19 protein-coding genes are annotated in these 18,806 nt (G+C 56.4%); 6 read left to right on the top strand and 13 right to left on the bottom strand.

The window, feature by feature from the left end; all coding sequences use genetic code 11:
• Position 1: 1 nt before the first annotated feature.
• From GUC32_RS13605 to GUC32_RS13595, 3 genes are all read right to left on the bottom strand, one after another.
• Positions 2-1,195 carry a multidrug effflux MFS transporter gene (locus GUC32_RS13605; protein ID WP_025303101.1) on the bottom strand — a complete coding sequence of 398 codons (1,194 nt, stop codon included), beginning with the start codon at positions 1,193-1,195 and terminating at the stop codon, positions 2-4.
• Positions 1,196-1,278: 83 nt separating this feature from the next.
• A complete protein-coding gene (locus GUC32_RS13600) occupies positions 1,279-1,833 on the bottom strand; it encodes a 3'-5' exonuclease (RefSeq protein WP_038629407.1) in 555 nt (184 codons plus the stop codon).
• 307 nt (positions 1,834-2,140) lie between these two features.
• On the bottom strand, positions 2,141-2,623 hold the full coding sequence (locus GUC32_RS13595) for a hypothetical protein (RefSeq protein ID WP_025303100.1): 483 nt from the start codon (positions 2,621-2,623) through the stop codon (positions 2,141-2,143).
• Positions 2,624-2,848: 225 nt separating this feature from the next.
• Between GUC32_RS13595 and GUC32_RS13590 the strand changes: the two genes are divergently transcribed.
• Entirely contained in the window at positions 2,849-3,142 is a 294-nt protein-coding gene (locus GUC32_RS13590) for a hypothetical protein (RefSeq protein WP_043142999.1), read from the top strand.
• 265 nt (positions 3,143-3,407) lie between these two features.
• On the opposite strand, the gene GUC32_RS13585 is transcribed toward GUC32_RS13590, so the two are convergent.
• Entirely contained in the window at positions 3,408-3,584 is a 177-nt protein-coding gene (locus GUC32_RS13585; protein WP_025303098.1) for a GhoT/OrtT family toxin, read from the bottom strand.
• A gap of 821 nt (positions 3,585-4,405) precedes the next feature.
• On the opposite strand from GUC32_RS13585, the gene GUC32_RS13580 reads away from it, so the two are divergent.
• Positions 4,406-5,095 carry an alpha/beta hydrolase gene (locus tag GUC32_RS13580; protein ID WP_043142997.1) on the top strand — a complete coding sequence of 230 codons (690 nt, stop codon included), beginning with the start codon at positions 4,406-4,408 and terminating at the stop codon, positions 5,093-5,095.
• A 200-nt stretch (positions 5,096-5,295) separates the two neighbouring features.
• Here the strand turns inward: GUC32_RS13580 and GUC32_RS13575 are convergent, their stop codons facing one another.
• From GUC32_RS13575 to yeaG, 3 genes are all read right to left on the bottom strand, one after another.
• Positions 5,296-5,526, bottom strand: a complete 231-nt coding sequence (locus GUC32_RS13575) for a hypothetical protein (protein WP_004932237.1) — start codon at positions 5,524-5,526, stop codon at positions 5,296-5,298.
• 335 nt (positions 5,527-5,861) lie between these two features.
• Positions 5,862-7,130: a YeaH/YhbH family protein gene (locus GUC32_RS13570; protein ID WP_004932234.1), complete on the bottom strand. Its 1,269-nt coding sequence runs from the start codon at positions 7,128-7,130 to the stop codon at positions 5,862-5,864.
• Positions 7,131-7,262: 132 nt separating this feature from the next.
• Positions 7,263-9,197, bottom strand: coding sequence for a protein kinase YeaG (gene yeaG, locus GUC32_RS13565; protein WP_025303096.1), 1,935 nt, complete (start codon positions 9,195-9,197; stop codon positions 7,263-7,265).
• A 42-nt stretch (positions 9,198-9,239) separates the two neighbouring features.
• Between yeaG and GUC32_RS13560 the strand changes: the two genes are divergently transcribed.
• Together GUC32_RS13560 and GUC32_RS13555 are read left to right on the top strand one after the other, a co-directional pair.
• Positions 9,240-9,515, top strand: a complete 276-nt coding sequence (locus tag GUC32_RS13560) for a hypothetical protein (protein WP_160310831.1) — start codon at positions 9,240-9,242, stop codon at positions 9,513-9,515.
• A 108-nt stretch (positions 9,516-9,623) separates the two neighbouring features.
• Positions 9,624-10,388 carry a MipA/OmpV family protein gene (locus tag GUC32_RS13555; RefSeq protein WP_147823886.1) on the top strand — a complete coding sequence of 255 codons (765 nt, stop codon included), beginning with the start codon at positions 9,624-9,626 and terminating at the stop codon, positions 10,386-10,388.
• Positions 10,389-10,482: 94 nt separating this feature from the next.
• On the opposite strand, the gene GUC32_RS13550 is transcribed toward GUC32_RS13555, so the two are convergent.
• Both GUC32_RS13550 and gapA read right to left on the bottom strand, forming a co-directional pair.
• On the bottom strand, positions 10,483-11,358 hold the full coding sequence (locus tag GUC32_RS13550; RefSeq protein ID WP_025303094.1) for a D-hexose-6-phosphate mutarotase: 876 nt from the start codon (positions 11,356-11,358) through the stop codon (positions 10,483-10,485).
• Positions 11,359-11,441: 83 nt separating this feature from the next.
• Positions 11,442-12,437 (bottom strand): glyceraldehyde-3-phosphate dehydrogenase, encoded by a 996-nt coding sequence (gene gapA / locus GUC32_RS13545; protein WP_004932222.1) that lies wholly within the window; start codon positions 12,435-12,437, stop codon positions 11,442-11,444.
• A gap of 348 nt (positions 12,438-12,785) precedes the next feature.
• Here gapA and msrB point away from each other — a divergent pair, with 348 nt between their 5' ends.
• A complete protein-coding gene (gene msrB, locus GUC32_RS13540) occupies positions 12,786-13,199 on the top strand; it encodes a peptide-methionine (R)-S-oxide reductase MsrB (protein WP_004932219.1) in 414 nt (137 codons plus the stop codon).
• 63 nt (positions 13,200-13,262) lie between these two features.
• Positions 13,263-13,535 (top strand): YeaC family protein, encoded by a 273-nt coding sequence (locus tag GUC32_RS13535; protein ID WP_025303093.1) that lies wholly within the window; start codon positions 13,263-13,265, stop codon positions 13,533-13,535.
• A gap of 42 nt (positions 13,536-13,577) precedes the next feature.
• On the opposite strand, the gene GUC32_RS13530 is transcribed toward GUC32_RS13535, so the two are convergent.
• The 4 genes from GUC32_RS13530 to sppA all read right to left on the bottom strand — a co-directional run bounded on the left by GUC32_RS13530 (position 13,578) and on the right by sppA (position 18,710).
• Positions 13,578-14,855 (bottom strand): glycoside hydrolase family 18 protein, encoded by a 1,278-nt coding sequence (locus GUC32_RS13530; protein WP_197819119.1) that lies wholly within the window; start codon positions 14,853-14,855, stop codon positions 13,578-13,580.
• A gap of 233 nt (positions 14,856-15,088) precedes the next feature.
• Entirely contained in the window at positions 15,089-15,721 is a 633-nt protein-coding gene (gene pncA / locus GUC32_RS13525; protein WP_049203352.1) for a bifunctional nicotinamidase/pyrazinamidase, read from the bottom strand.
• A 22-nt stretch (positions 15,722-15,743) separates the two neighbouring features.
• Positions 15,744-16,760: an asparaginase gene (ansA, locus tag GUC32_RS13520; protein WP_047730911.1), complete on the bottom strand. Its 1,017-nt coding sequence runs from the start codon at positions 16,758-16,760 to the stop codon at positions 15,744-15,746.
• 93 nt (positions 16,761-16,853) lie between these two features.
• Positions 16,854-18,710, bottom strand: a complete 1,857-nt coding sequence (gene sppA, locus GUC32_RS13515; protein WP_025303089.1) for a signal peptide peptidase SppA — start codon at positions 18,708-18,710, stop codon at positions 16,854-16,856.
• Between the last annotated feature and the right edge of the window lie 96 nt (positions 18,711-18,806).

Here is an 18,806-nt window from a genome sequence, read left to right as displayed (position 1 = left end):
CTCAGGCGACTTTTTTTATCTGCCCTTTAATCTGCTTGCTGAGCCGCCGTGCGTGCAGCGCCAGCAGGCAGCCCGCCAGCATGACCAATGCCAGCGACAACTTCGGCTGCAACGGCAACGCCATCGCCACCAGTCCCAGTGCGGCACCGCCGGCCATCTGTACGAAACCGACCAGCGCGGACGCGACGCCTGCCTCATTGGAGTACGGCTCCAACGCGTAGCTGGTGGCCGGACCCATCACGAACGCCAACCCGGCGCAGGCGCTGGCGACCGGCAGCATATACGCCAGCCAGTGCGCTTGCGCCGCCGCGGGCAGCAGCATGACGCCCAGCAGCAACCCCAGACAGCCCAGCCCCATCAAAATGCCGCCGGTCGCCAGGCAAACCGGACGGCCTACCTTGTGGATGATGCGGTTGGCGAAGAAGCTGACCAGCATGATCCAGAAACCGTTGGCGCCGAACACCAGCGAAAATTGCAGCGGGGTCAGGCCGGCGGTGCCCATCAGCACGTTCGGTGCCAGGGAAACGTAGGTCAGCGCCATGCCCATCGCCCCGGAGTTCACTACCGCAAAGGAAAGGAAACGCCGTTCGCTGAGGATGCGCGCATATTGGCGTACCGGCAGCCCCTTGACCGGGACGGTGTCGGCAGGGCGGGTTTCCGGCAGGCGCAGCGCGATGAGCACCAACACCAGCAGCGCATAACCGACCAGGAACCAGAAAGGGGCTCGCCAGCCGAAGGCTTCGGCGAGCAGGCCGCCGAGCAGCGGCGCCAGCGCGGGGATGATGTTCAGCGTGCCATTGAGAAAGCCGAAGGCGCGGGCAGCGTCGTCACCATTCAGGCGGTCGCGCACGCCGCTGAAGGCGACGACGGCGGTGCAGCAAACCGCCACCCCTTGCAGCAGACGCGAAGCGATGAAAAGCGTCGGACTGGTAGCCAGCGCCGCCATCGCGGCGCCGATCATGTAGAGGATAATGCCGGCCAGCGCCACCGGCTTGCGGCCATAGTTATCCACCAGCGGGCCGGCGATGACCTGGCCGAGGCCGAGCACCAGAATAAACAGTGAAATGGTGGATTGGATCAGCGCTTCGCTGCTGCCCAGGCCGACGGCAATGGCGGGAATGGTCGGCAGGTAAAGATCGATGCCTAATGGGCCGAGCAGCACCAGGCTGAGAAGCATAAACAGAAACTTTTGCATAACAGGAAAGGCACGTCCGAGTGACAAAGAGGGCTAGAGTAGAGACTCCGGCGACAAATGAAAAGGGGCAAAGCGGGTCAGCGCTACGCCCCCTGGCGGTAATAGAGCGCCGAGACGGCATCGGCCACGTAACGGGCCTGGTGGCGAGCATCATCCAACGCACGGTGCGGCATGCCTTCGAACGGGCGTGTCTTTTTGGGGTTAAAGCCGTGAAGTTCTGCCAACGTTATCACCGTGCGCACGTCCTGAGTATCCCAGAATTTCCACGGGCAGGGCATTTCCAGCTGCTGGAAGGCGTGTTCGAGGATCGCACAGTCGAACTCTTTGCCGTTGCCCCAGACTTTCACCGTATCGGTGCTGTTCATATGGATAAAGCGGCTGAGGCTGCTCAACACGCGTTTCAGGCTCTCGGTGCCGCCGAAGGCCTGTTTGCGCGCTTCGTCGGACTGTTTCGCCCACCAGGCAACCGTATCCAGGCTGATGGTACGGCCCGGTTGCTCTTTCTGGCAACTGACGGCGGCTTCGAATTCGGCGCCCAGTTCCCCGGTTCGGGGATCGAAAAACACCGCCGCAACCACCAGAATGACGGCGCTGGGTTTTGTGTCCAGGGTTTCAATGTCTAACATCAGATGGTGCATCGGCGTTTCCGGTGGTAGGCGTGGTGGCTTAATATTACTACAGAACGTGCGCCGATGCGGGCCGATGCGCACATGAAATCCTTTTAAAGCGCCGCGTTCAGGTTATGATGCTCGGGATACTCTTATCAGGTTGGTCGTTATCGGTGAGAACGCTTATCTTTATTCTGTGCATGGTCGGCTACTTGCTGTTGCTGGGCTACCTTAGCATGTTCGTCACGGACAAGATCTGTGAGAAGGCGGGCAACTTCACTAAAATATGCCGCGTCGTAGACATTTCCGAACCTCATATCCCCAAGTAGCAGTCTGTTTACCCCAGATAGTCGGTGGTAATCAACGGGGTCAGGATGGCCGCCAGCGCCATGAGCGCTCCCCATTGCCGCCAGCCCAGCCGCGCCAGCCAGTCATGTCGCTGCGGCGGCGTGGCCAACTGCCCGACGGCCACGCCGCCGGTCAGCAGCAGCGTCAGAATCAGCAGCACCAGGCCGCGGCTCACCAGCGTGAACTCGACATGCAGCACATTGGCGTAATAGAGGCGCATCAGAATAAAATAGCTCAGCAAGATCCAGGCGAAAACGACGTTCTTCCTGAGTACCTGCTGCAGCATCAACGCGATGAACAGGCTGTGAAAAAGCGACAGTAGCGGGGCTTCGATCGGATGCCGAACGCAGACGTTGTAGACCGCCATGTAAATGTTGAAAACCAGCAGGATATAGATCACGTAAATATACCAGCCGTAGATGACTTTGAGCTTTTTCGGGTTCGGCGGCAGGGAGAGTGCGTCCGGTTTCATTAATGCCTCCTGATGATGCCATGCAAACGCTGCGGTTGAAGACGACGCGGCGACATCGTAATTTTAAATCCACTGGGTATATATCACCCGTGCGCTAAATGACAATTAAACGCATGAACGGCTTTATTTCCGCGTTGACCTGGAACTCTTTGGCGCTTGCGGGGTCGATTAGCGTGCGAATGTCTGGCGGTTTTCCCACCACAATGGAAGACGTAATACATTGATATGAGAGATTATAAAAACACTTCTGGCACAAAAATCCTGCTGCTGTTCAGCCTGACATTTTACACACTGTTGCCACCGTTGTTGACGACGGCCGTGTTCAACCGTTTCAATCTTAATCCGTTCGCGATCGTCAAATTTTTTCACTTTAACCCGTTTTTGGCCGATCGGGGCATACCCAGCTATCAGACTTTCTTCTATTTGCTGATGCTATGGTTGGGGTTCAATGTTTTGCTTTGGCTGCTGGTGTGGGGGGGAGGGCGACTGTATCAGCGCTGGCGAGCGCCGCGCGGCTGATAGTTTTCCAAAGGGAAAAAGTTGCGTGGGGAAATGACTTTACATTCAATAATGAGACGTATTATCATTTGTTTCGCCGGTGAGGGGAAAAGGGTTGTCTCCTTCTGTGCCCCCCGTTCCGGCACGACATTGCTCACATTGCTTCCAGTTTTCATGCCAGCCTTGCGCTGGCGTTTTTTTATCCCTCGCCCAAAACCACGACGTCGGTGGTCAGCCTCATTTCATTAACACGATTGCTTAAAAGCCACCGCGCGGCATGGGGGCATTAGAACAGCGAAAACAGCAACACGACCGGCAGGCTCAACGGCCAGGTTAACCCGATGGTCACTGCGCTGATACAGCGAATTTTGACGGTGTCCCGGCTAACCAGGTAGGTGAAAACCATAGAAACTAAAAGACCAATAAAATAACAGTATTGCGTTGCAACCCACAGCGGCGACATGAAACCCGATCCCAATTGTATTTTTACGCGCGAATTCTAGGAGCTTGGCGGGGGATAATCAATGACCAAAGGCCGTTTATTCAAACCTTTATTCATAAGGACGCATAATTCATTTCTATAAAGAACGTGGGGTTATTAACGGCTTTACGTTTATTACCAAAAGAAATCAACAGCATAGTTACCGGTAACATTCTGCGTCAGGCAAGCCATCGTTTTGGAGGAACTCCGCTGAGCAGTAAAAGGGCCTGTGAGGGGGAGAAACGCGATGAGGCTATAATTCATAAAAATTAATGATGTATTTGCGGCAAAAAGGCTGAGGTGAAGTGCCGTTGTCCGTTCGCGAGCCCTTTAAGCGTCGGTTTTAGCGCATCGTAACGATGCGCCGCTGACGAGTCGGGAAGAGGGATTGTTGTCGTTGTAGGTTTAATGAATGTTAAGACCGTAGACGAACAGCCACGAAAACAGCAGCGCCAGCAGGCATGCCATAAAAACGATGGAGATCATTTCCTTCACAACTTCATTCCTTTTCCCGTGAGTCAAATTTACTTCTCTTTGTTTTTGCGCGAAATTTTAGATCGTCATGGGTAAAAATCCTAGTTTTAATCCCGTTTTTTTCTCTGGCATTGCGGCGTAAGCCGCGTCGATAGGCCGTGGCGACGCCGGAAAAGCAGGGGACGTTAACTCGTCGTAGCTATTGCTGAACGCTGTGGGGCTGACTATATAAAATAGGGACTGTGTGACGTCGAAGGCAGCCAGGCGTGTCTCTTAAGGGGGGCCGTTCATCTGTCTACGGCGCTTTCCTATGAGATGAGGAGTCGGCAATGAGCACAAAACCCACTATCGTGCTGGTACATGGATTCTGGGGCGGCGCCGCGCACTGGAGTAAGGTTATCATCGAGTTGTCACGCAGGGGCTATTCGGCGATTCATGCGGTAGAAATGCCGTTGACCTCGTTGGCTGAGGATGCGGAACGTACGCGTAAGATGGTCGCGCAGCAAGCGGGACCGGTAGTGTTGGTAGGGCACTCTTACGGTGGTGCCGTGATCACGGAAATGGGCAACCAGCCTAACGTGGTTGGCCTGGTCTACATCGCCGCGTTTGCGCCGGATGCCGGTGAAAGTGCCGGCGGTATTACGCAAGCGCATCCTCCTGCGGCAGTCGAGAATTTGACCCCGGACAGCGACGGTTATCTGTGGATCAAAACCGACAAGTTTCACGAAAGCTTTTGCCAGGATCTGACCGCCGACGAGGCGCTGGTGATGGCGGTGGCGCAGAAGGCTCCGCTGGCTGATACCTTTGGTAACACCCTCGGTGAACCTGCCTGGAAACATAAACCGTCATGGTATCAACTCTCCAGCGACGATCGCATGATAGCCCCGGAGAATCAGCGACGTATGGCGCAGCGGCTGCAGCCTAAGAAAGTGATGGTACTCAATGCCAGCCACGCCTCGCTGGTCTCTCACGCCGAGGAGGTGGCGAGTTTGATTGACGAAGCGGCCGGTTCGCAATAAAGCAAGAGCCGAAAGGTTCTTCGGAATAAAAGGTGACAGACTATTCCTCCGCTGCCTATTACGCCGGGCTAAAGAGCCGGCGTAATAGGGGCCCATTAAGGATAAACGCTGATATCGCTATCGATATTAATGATTAACAGCATCATCAGCACGACGGCGGTGGCAATAATGGCGTAGATGTCTGCCTTACGCATATCGCCTTAACGCCCGTTAACCCCGATCATTTCTATTGCCGCACGATGCAGCCTCTGAAAATAATCATCGGGCTGTTTTTCTATCTCCTGGATAAGGCTGGCGAGCAGGTTCTGTTTGGTTATCGGCTTGTTGGCGGTCAGCACCAGAAGCACGTTTTTGCCGAGCAGGCAGCATATTTGCTTATGGTATTCATCAACGTCGTGTTTGTTGAGGCCATAGAGGGTGTAGTCGATCATGATGTTTAACCTGCTGACAGGTAAATGCCCGCCGCAGCGGGCTGAGAAGCCATAGAAAAATAAAATGAGGAAAATTTCGCTTAGGAAAGGTCCCAAGCGATGGGATAACGATAACTGAATGGGAATATTCCTATCAAGCCGTGTGGACGTGGAAGTGAATGTTTAGGAATAACCTCAGAAGAACAAATAATAGAGAGGGTCGTTCTGGGGAACGCGACTTATTATTGACATTGTTATTGTGTAAAAAACAAACACGGATGATGTAAATATAATGCGGAAAAGAAACAGCCGGAAAACGGCGTTTTCCGGCTGTGGTGACATTCATGCGATGTTATTCACACGGTCTGCTTGCGAAACAGTTCGCGGAATACCGGATAGATATCGTCCGGTTCGCGGATATGCTGCATGGCGAAGTTGTCGAACTTCGCCTGCAGATCCTCATATTCACGCCACAGCGTTTGGTGAGCGCGGCGAGTGATCTCTATGTAGCTATAATAACGCACCATCGGCAGGATCTTCTTCGCCAACAGTTCATGGCACAGCGGTGAATCGTCGGCCCAGTTGTCGCCGTCCGAGGCTTGCGCGGCGTAGATATTCCATTGCGCCGGGTCATAACGTTCTTCGACGACGTCGTTCATCAACTTCAGCGCACTGGAGACGATGGTGCCGCCGGTTTCCTGTGAATAGAAGAACTCCTGTTCATCCACCTCTTTTGCCTGGGTGTGATGGCGAATATAGACCACCTCAACGTTTTTGTAGGTTCGGCTCAGGAACAGATAAAGCAGAATGTAAAAACGCTTGGCCATGTCTTTGGTCGCCTGATCCATCGAACCGGACACGTCCATCAGGCAGAACATCACCGCCTGGCTCGAGGGCTCCGGCCGGCGCTCATAGTTTTTGTAGCGCAGGTCGAAGGTATCGATAAACGGCACGCTTTCGATTTTCTTGCGCAGTTCGGCAATTTCTTTGCGCAGCCGCTCCTCTTCCAGCAATTGCACGGGTTCGGTGTTTTCCAACTGGGTCAGCGCGTCTTCCAACTCGTGCAACGCGCGTCTTTTACCGGCGGTCATGGCGGTACGCCGCGCCAGCGAGTTCTGCAGCGAACGCACGACGCTGATGTTGGCCGGCACGCCGTTGGCGGTATAGCCGGCGCGATGGGTTTTGAACTCGGTCAATTGCTTGTACTGATTCTTCTTCAAGTTGGGCAGGGCGAGATCCTCGAACAAAAGATCGAGATACTCATCTTTGGATATCTGGAAGACGAATTCATCCTGGCCCTCACCGTCCTGACTGGCGTTCCCTTGGCCGCCGCCACCGCCTGCGCCGCCCTGAGGCCGCTCAACGCGATCGTTCTGCACGAAGTGGTCATTGCCCGGGTGAACGCGATGGCGAGTGCCGCCGCGCCCCTGATGAAACATCGGTTCGTTGATATCGTCAGTGGGGATGGAGACCGACTCCCCGCTGTCTACGTCGGTGACCGAACGCTTGTTGATGGCTTCGGCAATCGACTGTTTGATTTGCGACTTGTAACGGCGCAAGAAGCGCTGGCGGTTCACCATGCTCTTGTTTTTGCCGTTCAGCCGTCGGTCAATGAAATAGGCCATACTTCCCCCAAACGACGTTGCCAACTCTTCATGTCCCGGCCGCGGCAGCGCAATGTGCCAGCCCCTCCGTGGGCTGCGCTGCAACGTCCATGACTGTGGACATGGCCCTGATAATGCCGCTTACCTGAGGCGTTATGAGGATTTTCTGACCCGCAGATACCATTCACACAGCAGGCGCACCTGCTTGCGGGTATAGCCTTTCTCCATCATGCGGTCAACGAAGTCGTCGTGTTTTTTCTGCTCGTCCGTCGACGTTTTGGCGTTGAACGAAATCACCGGCAACAGCTCTTCGGTATTGGAGAACATTTTTTTCTCGATCACGGTGCGCAGCTTCTCGTAGCTGGTCCAGTTCGGATTGCGGCCGTTGTTGTTGGCACGAGCGCGCAGCACGAAGTTCACGATTTCGTTACGGAAATCTTTCGGGTTGCTGATACCGGCCGGTTTTTCAATTTTTTCCAGTTCGGCGTTCAAAGACTCACGATCGAACAGCTGACCGGTATCGGGATCGCGATACTCCTGATCCTGGATCCAGAAGTCCGCGTAGGTCACATAACGGTCAAAAATGTTCTGTCCGTATTCCGAGTAGGATTCCAGATAGGCGGTCTGGATCTCTTTGCCGATAAACTCGGCGTATTTCGGGATCAGATAGCCTTTCAGGTGTTCCAGGTATTTCTCGGCCAAATCCTGCGGGAACTGTTCGCGTTCGATCTGCTGCTCCAGCACATAGAACAGGTGTACCGGGTTGGCCGCCACCTCGGCGTGATCGAAGTTGAATACCCGCGAGAGGATTTTAAAGGCGAAACGGGTGGAGAGGCCGTTCATGCCTTCGTCAACCCCAGCGTAGTCGCGGTACTCCTGATAGGACTTGGCTTTCGGATCGGTATCCTTGAGACTTTCGCCGTCATACACGCGCATTTTCGAGTAAATGCTCGAGTTTTCCGGCTCTTTCAACCGCGACAGCACGCTGAACCGCGCCAATGTTTCGAGGGTGCCCGGTGCGCAAGGCGCGTGAGTCAGCTCGCTGTGATCCAGCAGCTTGTCGTAAATTTTGATCTCTTCAGACACGCGCAGGCAGTAAGGTACTTTGACGATGTACACGCGGTCGAGGAACGCTTCGTTGTTCTTGTTGTTGCGGAAGGTCACCCACTCGGATTCGTTGGAGTGCGCCAGAATAATGCCGCTGAACGGCAGGGCGGAGATGCCTTCAGTGCCGTTGTAGTTGCCTTCCTGGGTCGCGGTCAGCAGCGGATGCAGCACCTTGATCGGCGCTTTGAACATCTCGACGAACTCCATAATACCCTGGTTGGCGCGGCACAGGGCGCCGGAGTAACCGTAGGCGTCCGGATCGTTCTGCGCGTGGTTCTCCAGTTTACGGATATCCACTTTACCGACCAGCGCCGAGATGTCCTGGTTGTTTTCATCGCCCGGTTCGGTTTTGGCGATGGCGATCTGTTCCAGAATGGAAGGGCGCACCTTCACGACTTTAAATTTGGTGATGTCGCCGCCGAACTCATGCAGGCGTTTCGCCGCCCACGGCGACATGATAGTGCCGAGGTAGCGACTCGGGATGTTGAACTCTTTCTCCAGGATCGAGGCATCTTCCTGCGGGTTGAACAGGCACAGCGGATGATCGTTGACCGGGCTGCGCTCGCCGTTGGCGCTGAGGGTGTAGATGGGCACGCGCTGCATCAACGCCTTAAGACGTTCTGCCAGCGAGGACTTACCGCCGCCCACCGGGCCCAGCAGGTAAAGGATCTGTTTCTTCTCTTCCAGGCCCTGCGCGGCGTGTTTCAGGTAAGAGACGATCTGTTCGATGGCCTCTTCCATGCCATAGAATTCCTCGAAGGCCGGATAGCGTGCGATCACGCGATTGGAGAACAGGCGCGACAGGCGTGATTCTAGCGCAGTGTCGACCATCACAGGTTCACCGATAGCCATCAGCAGACGTTCGGCCGCGTTGGCATAGGCACTGCGATCTTGCCGGCAAATGGTAAGAAATTCCTGCAGTGTGAACTCTTCGTCCTTGGCAGCTTCGTAGCGCTGGCGATAGTGGTCAAATATGTTCATGATGCCCGTCCTTTCGTTATTAGCACAGGTTAAAGAGAGCGTGTGATAGTGTTCTGGCCCCCGGAAGATGAGAATACGCCTGAGTACAGCAACCCGTATGCCAACTTGGTGCGCTTATTATCGCGAGTTGCGCTGTATGCCACTGGGCCCAGGATAAATTCGCCTTCTGATTTAAGCTTAGTTTGCTTGCCGGAAAATTTCCTGCCGCAGAAAAAGCTTTTTTTAAGTCATATCAATGACTCAGTTATTACCGTGTTAGCCAAATGCCTTGTCTGGCGCGGCCTGCGGGATAAAACGTCATCGTTCCGCCATGATTAATTCATAATTCCGCTATAAGTTATTCGATCTTGGTCGTTTTCTATTGTAAAGATTAGGCGCGCAACTAAATTTTCACATAAACTATTGCGGCTATTAACCCTGTAATTTATGGAAAAAGAACCAGTGAAGATTTCAAAACTCAAAACGCTAGCAATTATCGCTTCCGCAATGGTTTGTGCGCAAAGTGCTCAGGCGGGGACCTGGTCACTTGGCGCTGCCGCGCTGGTTAGCCCGGACGCGTATCGCGGTTATCAGGACCGCGTTTATCCGGTGCCCGTCATCGACTATGAAGGTGATGACTTCTACTTCCGTACTCTGACCGCCGGTTACTACCTGTGGAAAGATCAAGAAAACCAGCTGAGCATCATGGGTTACTACACGCCATGGGGCTACCGTCCGGGCGACAGCGACGACGATCGCATGAAGCGCCTCGACAAGCGTCGCGGCACGCTGATGGCCGGCCTGGCCTATTCGCACAACGCGGAGTGGGGCACTATCCGTACTACTTTCACCGGCGACACGCTGAACAACAGCAACGGGCTGGTGGGCGATGTGGCTTACCTGTACAAGTTTGATCTGGACGCATTGACGCTGGTCCCGGGCGTGGGTGTAATGTGGAACAGCAAGAACCAGAACAAATATTACTACGGCGTCAGCGCCAATGAATCCCGCCGCAGCGGCCTGGATAGCTACACCCCAGGCGATAGCTGGGCACCGTATCTCGAGCTGAGCGCCAATTACCAGCTCAACAAGAGCTGGAACGCTTTCTTCGTCGGCCGCTATGTGAAGCTGTCGGATGAAGTGAAAGACAGTCCGATGGTGGATAAATCCTACACCGGTTTGTTGATGACGGGTGTGAGCTACACCTTCTAATCACGCATTGCACGATTATCGTGCATGGCGTGCATCAAAAAGGGGCGCAAGCGCCCCTTTTGCACATCTGCAGTGCGCTGCCGCGCACGATCCATCAGGCTTTTTTACGGCTGCGGAAGGTGACTCCCAAACGGGCGGGTTGCTCGCCGGCGGCGATCAGCGGTTTGCTGACGCGCCCGGTCTCAATACAAACCATGGTCTTGTAACCGTCGTTCGGCATATCCCCCATGCTGCAGGAGAGTTCTGCGCCGGGGTTCCAGGCGATGACGTCGCTCATATGATGGTGGTGAACCTCGATGGTGCGTGCGAGCGCCGGATCGCGGATCTGGCTGAAGGCCTCCGGGCGAGTATAGACACGGTCGGTTTGGCCGACGAAGGTCACTTCACCTGCCTGACGTGCCTCTGCACCGCCCGCCACCTTGTCGATATAAGGCTCGCCCAGACCCGCCACGCTGACCCGTTCGATGTCGCCGACCTGGAAGTAGCTATGTAGCGCCGCCGTGGCCTGATAATCGCCGTGCGATTCCAGTTCGATCTCGCACTCTGCACCCAGTTTGAAGCGGGCAATCAGCGTGAAGGCGTGCGGCCACAGTTTTCGGGTCTGCTCATTGTCTTTCAGCGTGAAGGTCAGAATGACGCCGTTGTCATCTTCATCGTGCGCCGTCAGGCTCCAGGGCTGGTTACGGGCAAAGCCGTGGGAGGGTTGCGCCACTGGACCGAACCACGGCCAGCAGATCGGTACCCCACCGCGGATGGCCTTGCCTTTGGCAAACGGGGTATTGTTGCTGAGCCAAATTACCGGCTGCTCACCGCTGGGCTGCCAGGCCAGCAAATGGGCGCCCTGCAGCGCGACGGCCGCGCGCACTTTCGGGTGCGAGACCACCACCACGCCCAGCTCATCGAGCTGACGTTGGCTGATGTAAGGTGAAATCTGTTCGGAAACGGGCAGGGTGAAAATTTTCTCGTTCATTTCATGACCTATTGTTTGCCGGAGAGACAAATAAAAAAGGGCGACAAAAATGTCGCCCTCATTATCAGCTTAACATCATGCCATTACTTGGAGATGTGAGCGATCAGATCCAAAACCTTGTTGGAATAACCGGTTTCGTTGTCGTACCAGGAAACAAGCTTCACGAAGTTGTCGTTCAGTGCGATACCGGCTTTGGCATCGAACACGGAAGTCAGCACTTCGCCGTTGAAATCGGTGGAAACCACGTCGTCTTCAACGTAGCCCAGAACGCCTTTCATAGAACCTTCAGCGGCGTCTTTGATGGCTTTCTTGATTTCTTCGTAGGTAGCCGCTTTTTCCAGACGTACGGTCAGGTCAACAACGGATACGTTAGGCGTCGGTACGCGGAACGCCATACCGGTCAGTTTGCCTTTCAGCTCTGGCAGAACCACGCCAACCGCTTTCGCTGCGCCGGTAGAAGAAGGGATGATGTTCTGGGATGCGCCGCGGCCGCCGCGCCAGTCTTTGTGGGACGGGCCATCAACGGTTTTCTGAGTAGCGGTGGTCGCGTGAACGGTGGTCATCAGACCTTCAACGATACCGAAGTTGTCGTTGATGACTTTAGCCAGTGGCGCCAGGCAGTTGGTGGTGCAAGAGGCGTTGGACACGATGTCCTGGCCGGCATATTTGTCAAAGTTAGCGCCGCGCACGAACATTGGGGTCGCATCTTTGGATGGGCCAGTCAGAACCACTTTTTTAGCGCCGGCGGTGATGTGTTTACGCGCGGTTTCGTCGGTCAGGAAGATACCGGTCGCTTCAGCAACCACGTCAACGCCTACTTCGTTCCACTTCAGGTTAGCCGGGTCTTTCTCTGCGGTAACACGGATGGTTTTGCCGTTAACAACCAGGTGGCCGTCTTTAACTTCTACCGTACCGTTGAAACGGCCGTGAGTAGAGTCATACTTCAGCATGTAAGCCATGTACTCTGCGTCCAACAGGTCGTTGATTGCAACGATCTCGATGTCAGAACGCTCTTGAGCAGCACGGAAAACAATGCGACCGATACGGCCAAAACCGTTGATACCTACTTTGATAGTCATATATTCCACCAGCTATTTGTTAGTGAATAAAAGGTTGGTTGTAAAATTACAAAAACCTTACCCAGCGTCAAGCGGAATCGTGTCAATTCTTGCGGCAAGTCAAACCAGAAGGGTGGTTTTGCACGCTTATTGCACAGTCCATTTGCGCTTGGCCTCATCCGTTATATGGGGACAAGCCGCCAAGTATAAAGTCAGCATACGCAAGATGTGTGATCGCTATCACATATCATCGTGACGTAGCCTTTATGGGCTACAGTTTAGGCCAAAAACCCCTGCAGCGGTGTTAATTTTTTGTTATTATTAATCATTGTTTTCGTTGACATTATCCACATTCAGAGATAAGCACAAATGGCTAAAGAGACAACCCCCGGTCATCCGGTCACGGAACTGAATGAAATCCAACGTTATGTGACGCAACAGCGTGGTACCGAAGCGCCGTTCAGCGGCAAATTGCTGCACAACAAGCGCGAGGGCGTGTACCATTGCCTGTGCTGCAACCAGCCGCTGTTCTATTCCGAAACCAAATACGATTCCGGCTGCGGTTGGCCGAGTTTTTATGAGCCGGTTTCCGCCGATGCAATCCGCTATCTTGATGATAATTCGCATAATATGCATCGTGTTGAAATCCGCTGCGGCCACTGCGACGCGCACCTGGGGCACGTTTTCCCCGATGGCCCGCAGCCGACAGGCGACCGCTACTGCGTCAACTCCGCCTCGCTGAGTTTCACCGATGGCGAAAATGGCGACCAAACGGCCGGTTAAGTGGTAATTTAACTAACAAAATCGATTCAGCTAATTATTCATCCGTAAGCGAGAAGGGCTCTGATGGACGTGAAAGATCTGATTGCGGCGATGACGCCCGAGATATACCAGCGCCTGGTACTGGCGGTTGAGCTGGGTAAATGGCCGGACGGCGTGGCGCTGACGCCGGAGCAGAAAGAAAATAGCCTGCAGGCGGTGATGCTGTGGCAGTCGATGCACAACGTCGATCCGCAGCACATGAGCATCGGTACCGACGGGCAGATTGTGATGAAGAGCAAGCAAGAGCTGAAACAGCAGTTCGTTGCCGAGCCGCTGGCCAAACTCAAACCGCAGTAACGCGACCCTAAAGCGGGGCGATGTCGCCATCGCCCCGTCGACTCACCGTTTTTCGCCCTTAATCCCCAACGATTCCGCCAGCTGCTGTGCCAGCCGGTTGTTGTCGTCCGCGCCGTATTCCCAGAACATCGCACCGCCTAATCCCTGGCTTTTGATGTATTCGGCCTTGATGGCCACCGAACGCGGGTTCTCGTAGGAGATGGCAAACAGCGGCTTGCCTTCGGCGGATTGCAGCGTCAAGTATGGCACTTTGGCGTCGTCATCCCAGTGTTCGCGAAAACGATGCTGCGGATCGTTGAGCAATTTGCTGACGATATCGTGGTATTTAAAGTAAGTGTCTTTGCTGAGATCCAGCCCCAGCGCGTTGAACAGGGCGGTTTCGCGCGCGCTGAAGTCAGGCTGCGTCACCGGATGCTTGGCGGCGTCCGGTTTGTCCCAGTCGATGCCCGCCTCGGTCGCCCGTTTCGGCACCCGGCCGTAGAAACCGATGCCCAGGTTCATCTGTGCCGGTTTCAGTCCGGCAGCCAGATAATGCTTTACCACGAAATCGGCGCTGTAGCGGTCGGCGGCCGCCACGGTTGGCCAACGCGTTGAATCGTACAGGTTGGCATTGAAGTACTGTGTGCCGTAAGCCATGTCGTAAGTCATCAGATTGATGTAGTCGAGGTAAGGGGCAATGCTTTTCACATCGACCCATTCCTGTGGGCTTTTGACGTTGGCCCCGACGGCGATGGTTAACAGCTTGCCTTGCCCCAGCGCTTGGTGAAGCTCTTTCAGCAGCAGGGTGAAGTTATCGCGATCCGCCGGTTGGCTTTCCACCAGCCCCCAGGCGCCGTTCACCGGGTATTCCCAGTCCAGATCGATCCCATCCAGCCGGTACTGTGCGATCACCTGCAGCGCGGAGCGAATGAATATCGCCCGGTTTTCCGGGGTAGCGGCGGCGGCGGAGAAACCGCGTGCGCCCCAGCCACCGACCGACAGCAGCACTTTCAGCTCGGGGTTCTGTTTGCGCAGCACCGGCAGCCGTTGCAGATCGGCCGTGACTTTCGGCGACAGGTAGATCTGGTGGCGGCGAGCGGGGTCTTTCAGCGCCGCATTGGTTTCGTCTTTCTCGCCGTTGTAGATCAGGCCGAACGAATAGTTGAGGTGGGTGATTTGCGTGACGTCCAGCTTATCGATATCGCCACCGGGGCCGGCGGTGACGTCGCCGCCGCCGTTGAAGTAGCCGACGGAGAGATAGGCCGCCTGGGCCGTGCTTGCGCCAGCCATAGCCAATTGCACCGCCGCCAGCAAAGGCAGCAGTTTTCGGGTTATTTTCATGTCAGTCTCCTTGTGGTCGGCAAGGCCGACCGTACCGCCAGGGGCGGGCACAATAAAGCCGGGCTCAGCGGGCCCCGGATGCGTATAACCGATTGACGCCAAAAGCGTCGCAGTCATAACAGCAAAAGCGCCTGCCGGTCACAAGCTGTTGGGGAAGAAGAAAGGCGGTATTGTGAGCAGCGTCGATAATTTCGCCGCCGCGCAGAGAGGGCGCCGGTGGCGCACGAGCGGATTTAGTTGGCGAGAAACTGTGACAGGGTAACTAGCTGCGCGCCGGCGCGCGCCATGTCCTGCAGCGCTCGCTCACTGTCGTCCGGCTGCAGATTCACGCCGCGGCAGCCGTCGACGATCACTTGCGTCGGATAGCCGGCAGCCAGCGCATCCAGCACGCTGAACTTCACGCAGTAGTCGGTCGCCAGGCCCATGACAGCCAACCGCCGGACGCCCTGCGATTGCAGCCAGCCGTGGAGTTCGGTTTGCGCACGGTGGCCGTTATCGAAGAACGCGCTGTAGCTGTCGATGTTCGTATCTTGCCCTTTGCGAAAGACGGCATTGATGTGTTGCCGCTGTAACTGGGGATGAAAATCGGCGCCGTGGCTCCCTTGCACGCAGTGCACCGGCCACCATACCTGCGGCAGGCCTTCCAGCTCACCGAGGGTGCCGACCTGCGCATCGGAGTTCACCGCAAAGCTGCGGTGATTGGCGGGGTGCCAGTCCTGGCTGGCCACCACCGGCTCGCCCCGCGCCAGGCAGGCGGCGATCGCCTGATTGGCGACCGGGATGACGGCGTCGCCCGCCGTGACCGCCAGCGCGCCGCCGGGGCAGAAGTCGTTTTGCAGATCGATCAACAACAGGGCCGTTTTCATCGCCGCTCCAGAGTTCAGTCGATTAACCGTTGATGCTCAGCTCGCCGCGCAGATCTTGCTGCATCAGGGCGCGGATTTGTTCCGGCGTCAGCGGCTGGCTCAACAGATAGTGCAGCTTGGTCAGGGCGGCTTCCACCGTCATGTCGAAACCGCTGATAACCCCGGCGTGCGCCAGCGCGTTGCCGGTGGCGTAGCCTTCCATATTGACGCGCCCGGAGATGCACTGCGTCAGGTTGACCACCACGATGCCGCGTTCGGAGGCCGCACGCAACTCGTCGATCAGCTCGGCCTTCTGCGGCGCGTTGCCGACGCCGTAGGAGCGCAGGATCAGCGCCTTGACCGGCTGCAGCAGGAAATTGCGCACCACCGCGCCGGAAATACCCGGATAGATAGTGACCACGCCGATCGGCTGCGGCGTGATGTCGTGCACCCGCAGCGCGCCGTTGCAAGCCGGGCTGTCGATGCCGTGCTGGCGACGAATGTGAATGCCGGCTTCCAGCAGCGGCGGCAGATTCGGGGAGGCGAAGGCGTCGAAGCCGTCGGCGTGCGCTTTGGTGGTGCGGTTGCCGCGGAACAGCTTGTTGTTGAAGAACAGGCTGACTTCGTTCACCGGATGGTTGGCCGCCAGATACAGCGCGTTGAGCAGGTTGGTCTGGCCATCGGAACGCAGCTCCGCCAGCGGAATCTGCGAACCGGTGACGATCACCGGCTTAGCCAGGTTTTCCAGCATGAAGGAGAGCGCCGATGCGGTGAACGCCATGGTATCGGTGCCGTGCAGGATCACGAAGCCGTCGTAGCGATCGTAGTTCTGCTTGATGTCGTCGGCGATGTGCTGCCAGTCTTCCGGCGTCATGTCCGAAGAGTCAATCAATGGCGCATATTCATGAATGGTGAAATCCGGCATTTCCGGCCGATGGAATTCCGGCATCAGCGCCAGTTGGCGCTGCAGGTGGCCGGAAACCGGGATATAGCCGTGATCGGAGCGCTGCATGCCGATGGTGCCGCCGGTGTAGGCGACGTAAATGGATTTCTTTTGCATGGTCATGATTTTAACAAAGATAAGATGGGCTGAATTATAGGGGCATGGCGGCAGAAAAAAAGCCCGGCGATGGCCGGGCTGTAGAATTATTTGTTAGCGGACTTCTCCGCAGGTCAGACAGATCGCGTAACGGTTCTGCGGATCGTTCAAGTTATTGAACAAACCCGGCTGCTCTTTCACCGCATTGGCGACCGAGGCCAGCGGGGCAGGCAGCATGGCCTGAATCGCCGCCGGCAGCATGGCGTGAATGGAAACGCCGAACTGGCTGAGCACCATATCGCTCAGGCTCGGGGTATCGACGAACCAGTCAAGCTGCCACTGCTGCAGCTTCGCCAGCTCAGCGGCTTTCTTCACCGCGTCGTCGAAATCGCCCAACTGATCGACCAGGCCGTTGGCCTTGGCGTCGCTGCCGAGCCACACATGGCCCTGCGCGATTTGGTCAACCTGCTGCGGGGTCATCTTGCGTGATTTGGCGACCAGATCGAGGAAGTTCTTATACCCGTTTTCGATATTCAGCTGCATCATCTGTGAGAACTCCTGCGGCAACGCCTTGGTGACCGCGATATCGGCCAGCGGCGAGGTCGCCACGCCGTCGGTGTGCACGCCCAGCGTATCCAGGGTTTTCTCGTAGGTATTGATGATGCCGAAAATACCGATGGAGCCAGTCAGCGTACTCGGGCTGGCGATGATGTAGTCGGCCGGCGTCGAGACCCAGTAACCGCCCGACGCGGCCATGCCGCCCATCGACACCACCACCGGTTTGCCGGCGGCGCGCACGGCGGCCAGCTCGGAGCGGATCACTTCGGACGCGCTGACGCTGCCGCCAGGGCTGTTGACACGGAACACCACGGCTTTGATGGCCGGATCCAGACGTGCCTGACGCAGCTCGGCGGCGGTGGTGTCGCCCCCGACGTTACCCGGCGTCTGCGGGCCGTCCATGATGGCGCCGTTGGCGAAGACGACGGCGATCTTGCCGCCCTGGTTCGCGTCCGGTTTCGGCTGATAGTCGTAGATGCTGATGGCGTTGAAATCATTTACCTGTTTGTCCCAGCCGAAGGTCTTGACCAGCTGATTTTCGATCGCGGTGCGCGACGCCAACTCGTCCACCAGCTTGTTGTCCAGCGCATAGCGAGCGGTGTCGCCACCGGCCGCCTGCAGGCCGCTCAGCACGCCGGCGGCGCCTGGGAACAGCTGCTGCGGCGTCAGCTGGCGGTTGGCCGCGACGGTCTCCAGATAGTTCTGCCACAGGCCGCCAATCCAGCGGCTGTCTGCTTCGCGCGCCGCCGGAGACATATCGTCGCGGATCAGCGGTTCGACCGCCGATTTATAGGTGCCGACGCGGAAGATATTGGTGGTGACCTTGAGCATGTCCAGCAACGACTTGTAATACAGGTTGTTGGTGGCGAAACCGTGCAGATCGACCGCGCCCTGCGGCGACAGGTAGACCTTGTTGGCGTAGCTGGCCAGATAGTATTGCGTCTGGTTGTAGCTGTCGCCGATGGCGAAGATCGGTTTGCCGCTGTCGCGGAACTCGCGCAGCGCTTTGCCGATATAGCGCAGCGACGGCTGATCGGCGCCGACGAAATCATTCAGCTGCAACACCATGCCGGTAATGTTTTTGTCGTCTTTGGCCTTGCGGATGCTGTCGACTACGTCGAACAGCGAGTTTTCCTGCAGGCGGCTGCTGGAGGCGCCCAACAGTTCGCGGCCCCATTGCCGCACTCGGTTGTTTACCGAAGGCTGATCGACCACCACGCCGCTTAAATCGACCAGCAGCGCGCCGCGCGCCGGGGCCGTCGAGGTGGAGGAACTTTGGAAGGACAGATAGATGCCGACCCCAACCAGGATCAGCAAGACCAGGAACAGGTTAAGGATCAGTTCCCTGATAAAATTCAGCAGACGCCATGTCCACCGGAAAATGCCGGCAATAATTTGCCACAATGTGCGCATGTGCTCTCCAACAAGAGTCGAGAATGTTCCGCTATCCTAATGAGCGGCCGGGTAAATGTCAGCTTTAAATCGTGGCACACAGACGCTATCGCCGAG

The sequence above is a fragment of the Serratia sp. NGAS9 genome (assembly GCF_009905295.1).
GTDB classification, from domain to species: Bacteria; Pseudomonadota; Gammaproteobacteria; order Enterobacterales; family Enterobacteriaceae; genus Serratia; species Serratia bockelmannii.
Note: the sequence above shows the minus strand (reverse complement) of the source record. Positions and strands in the feature narration are given on the sequence as shown.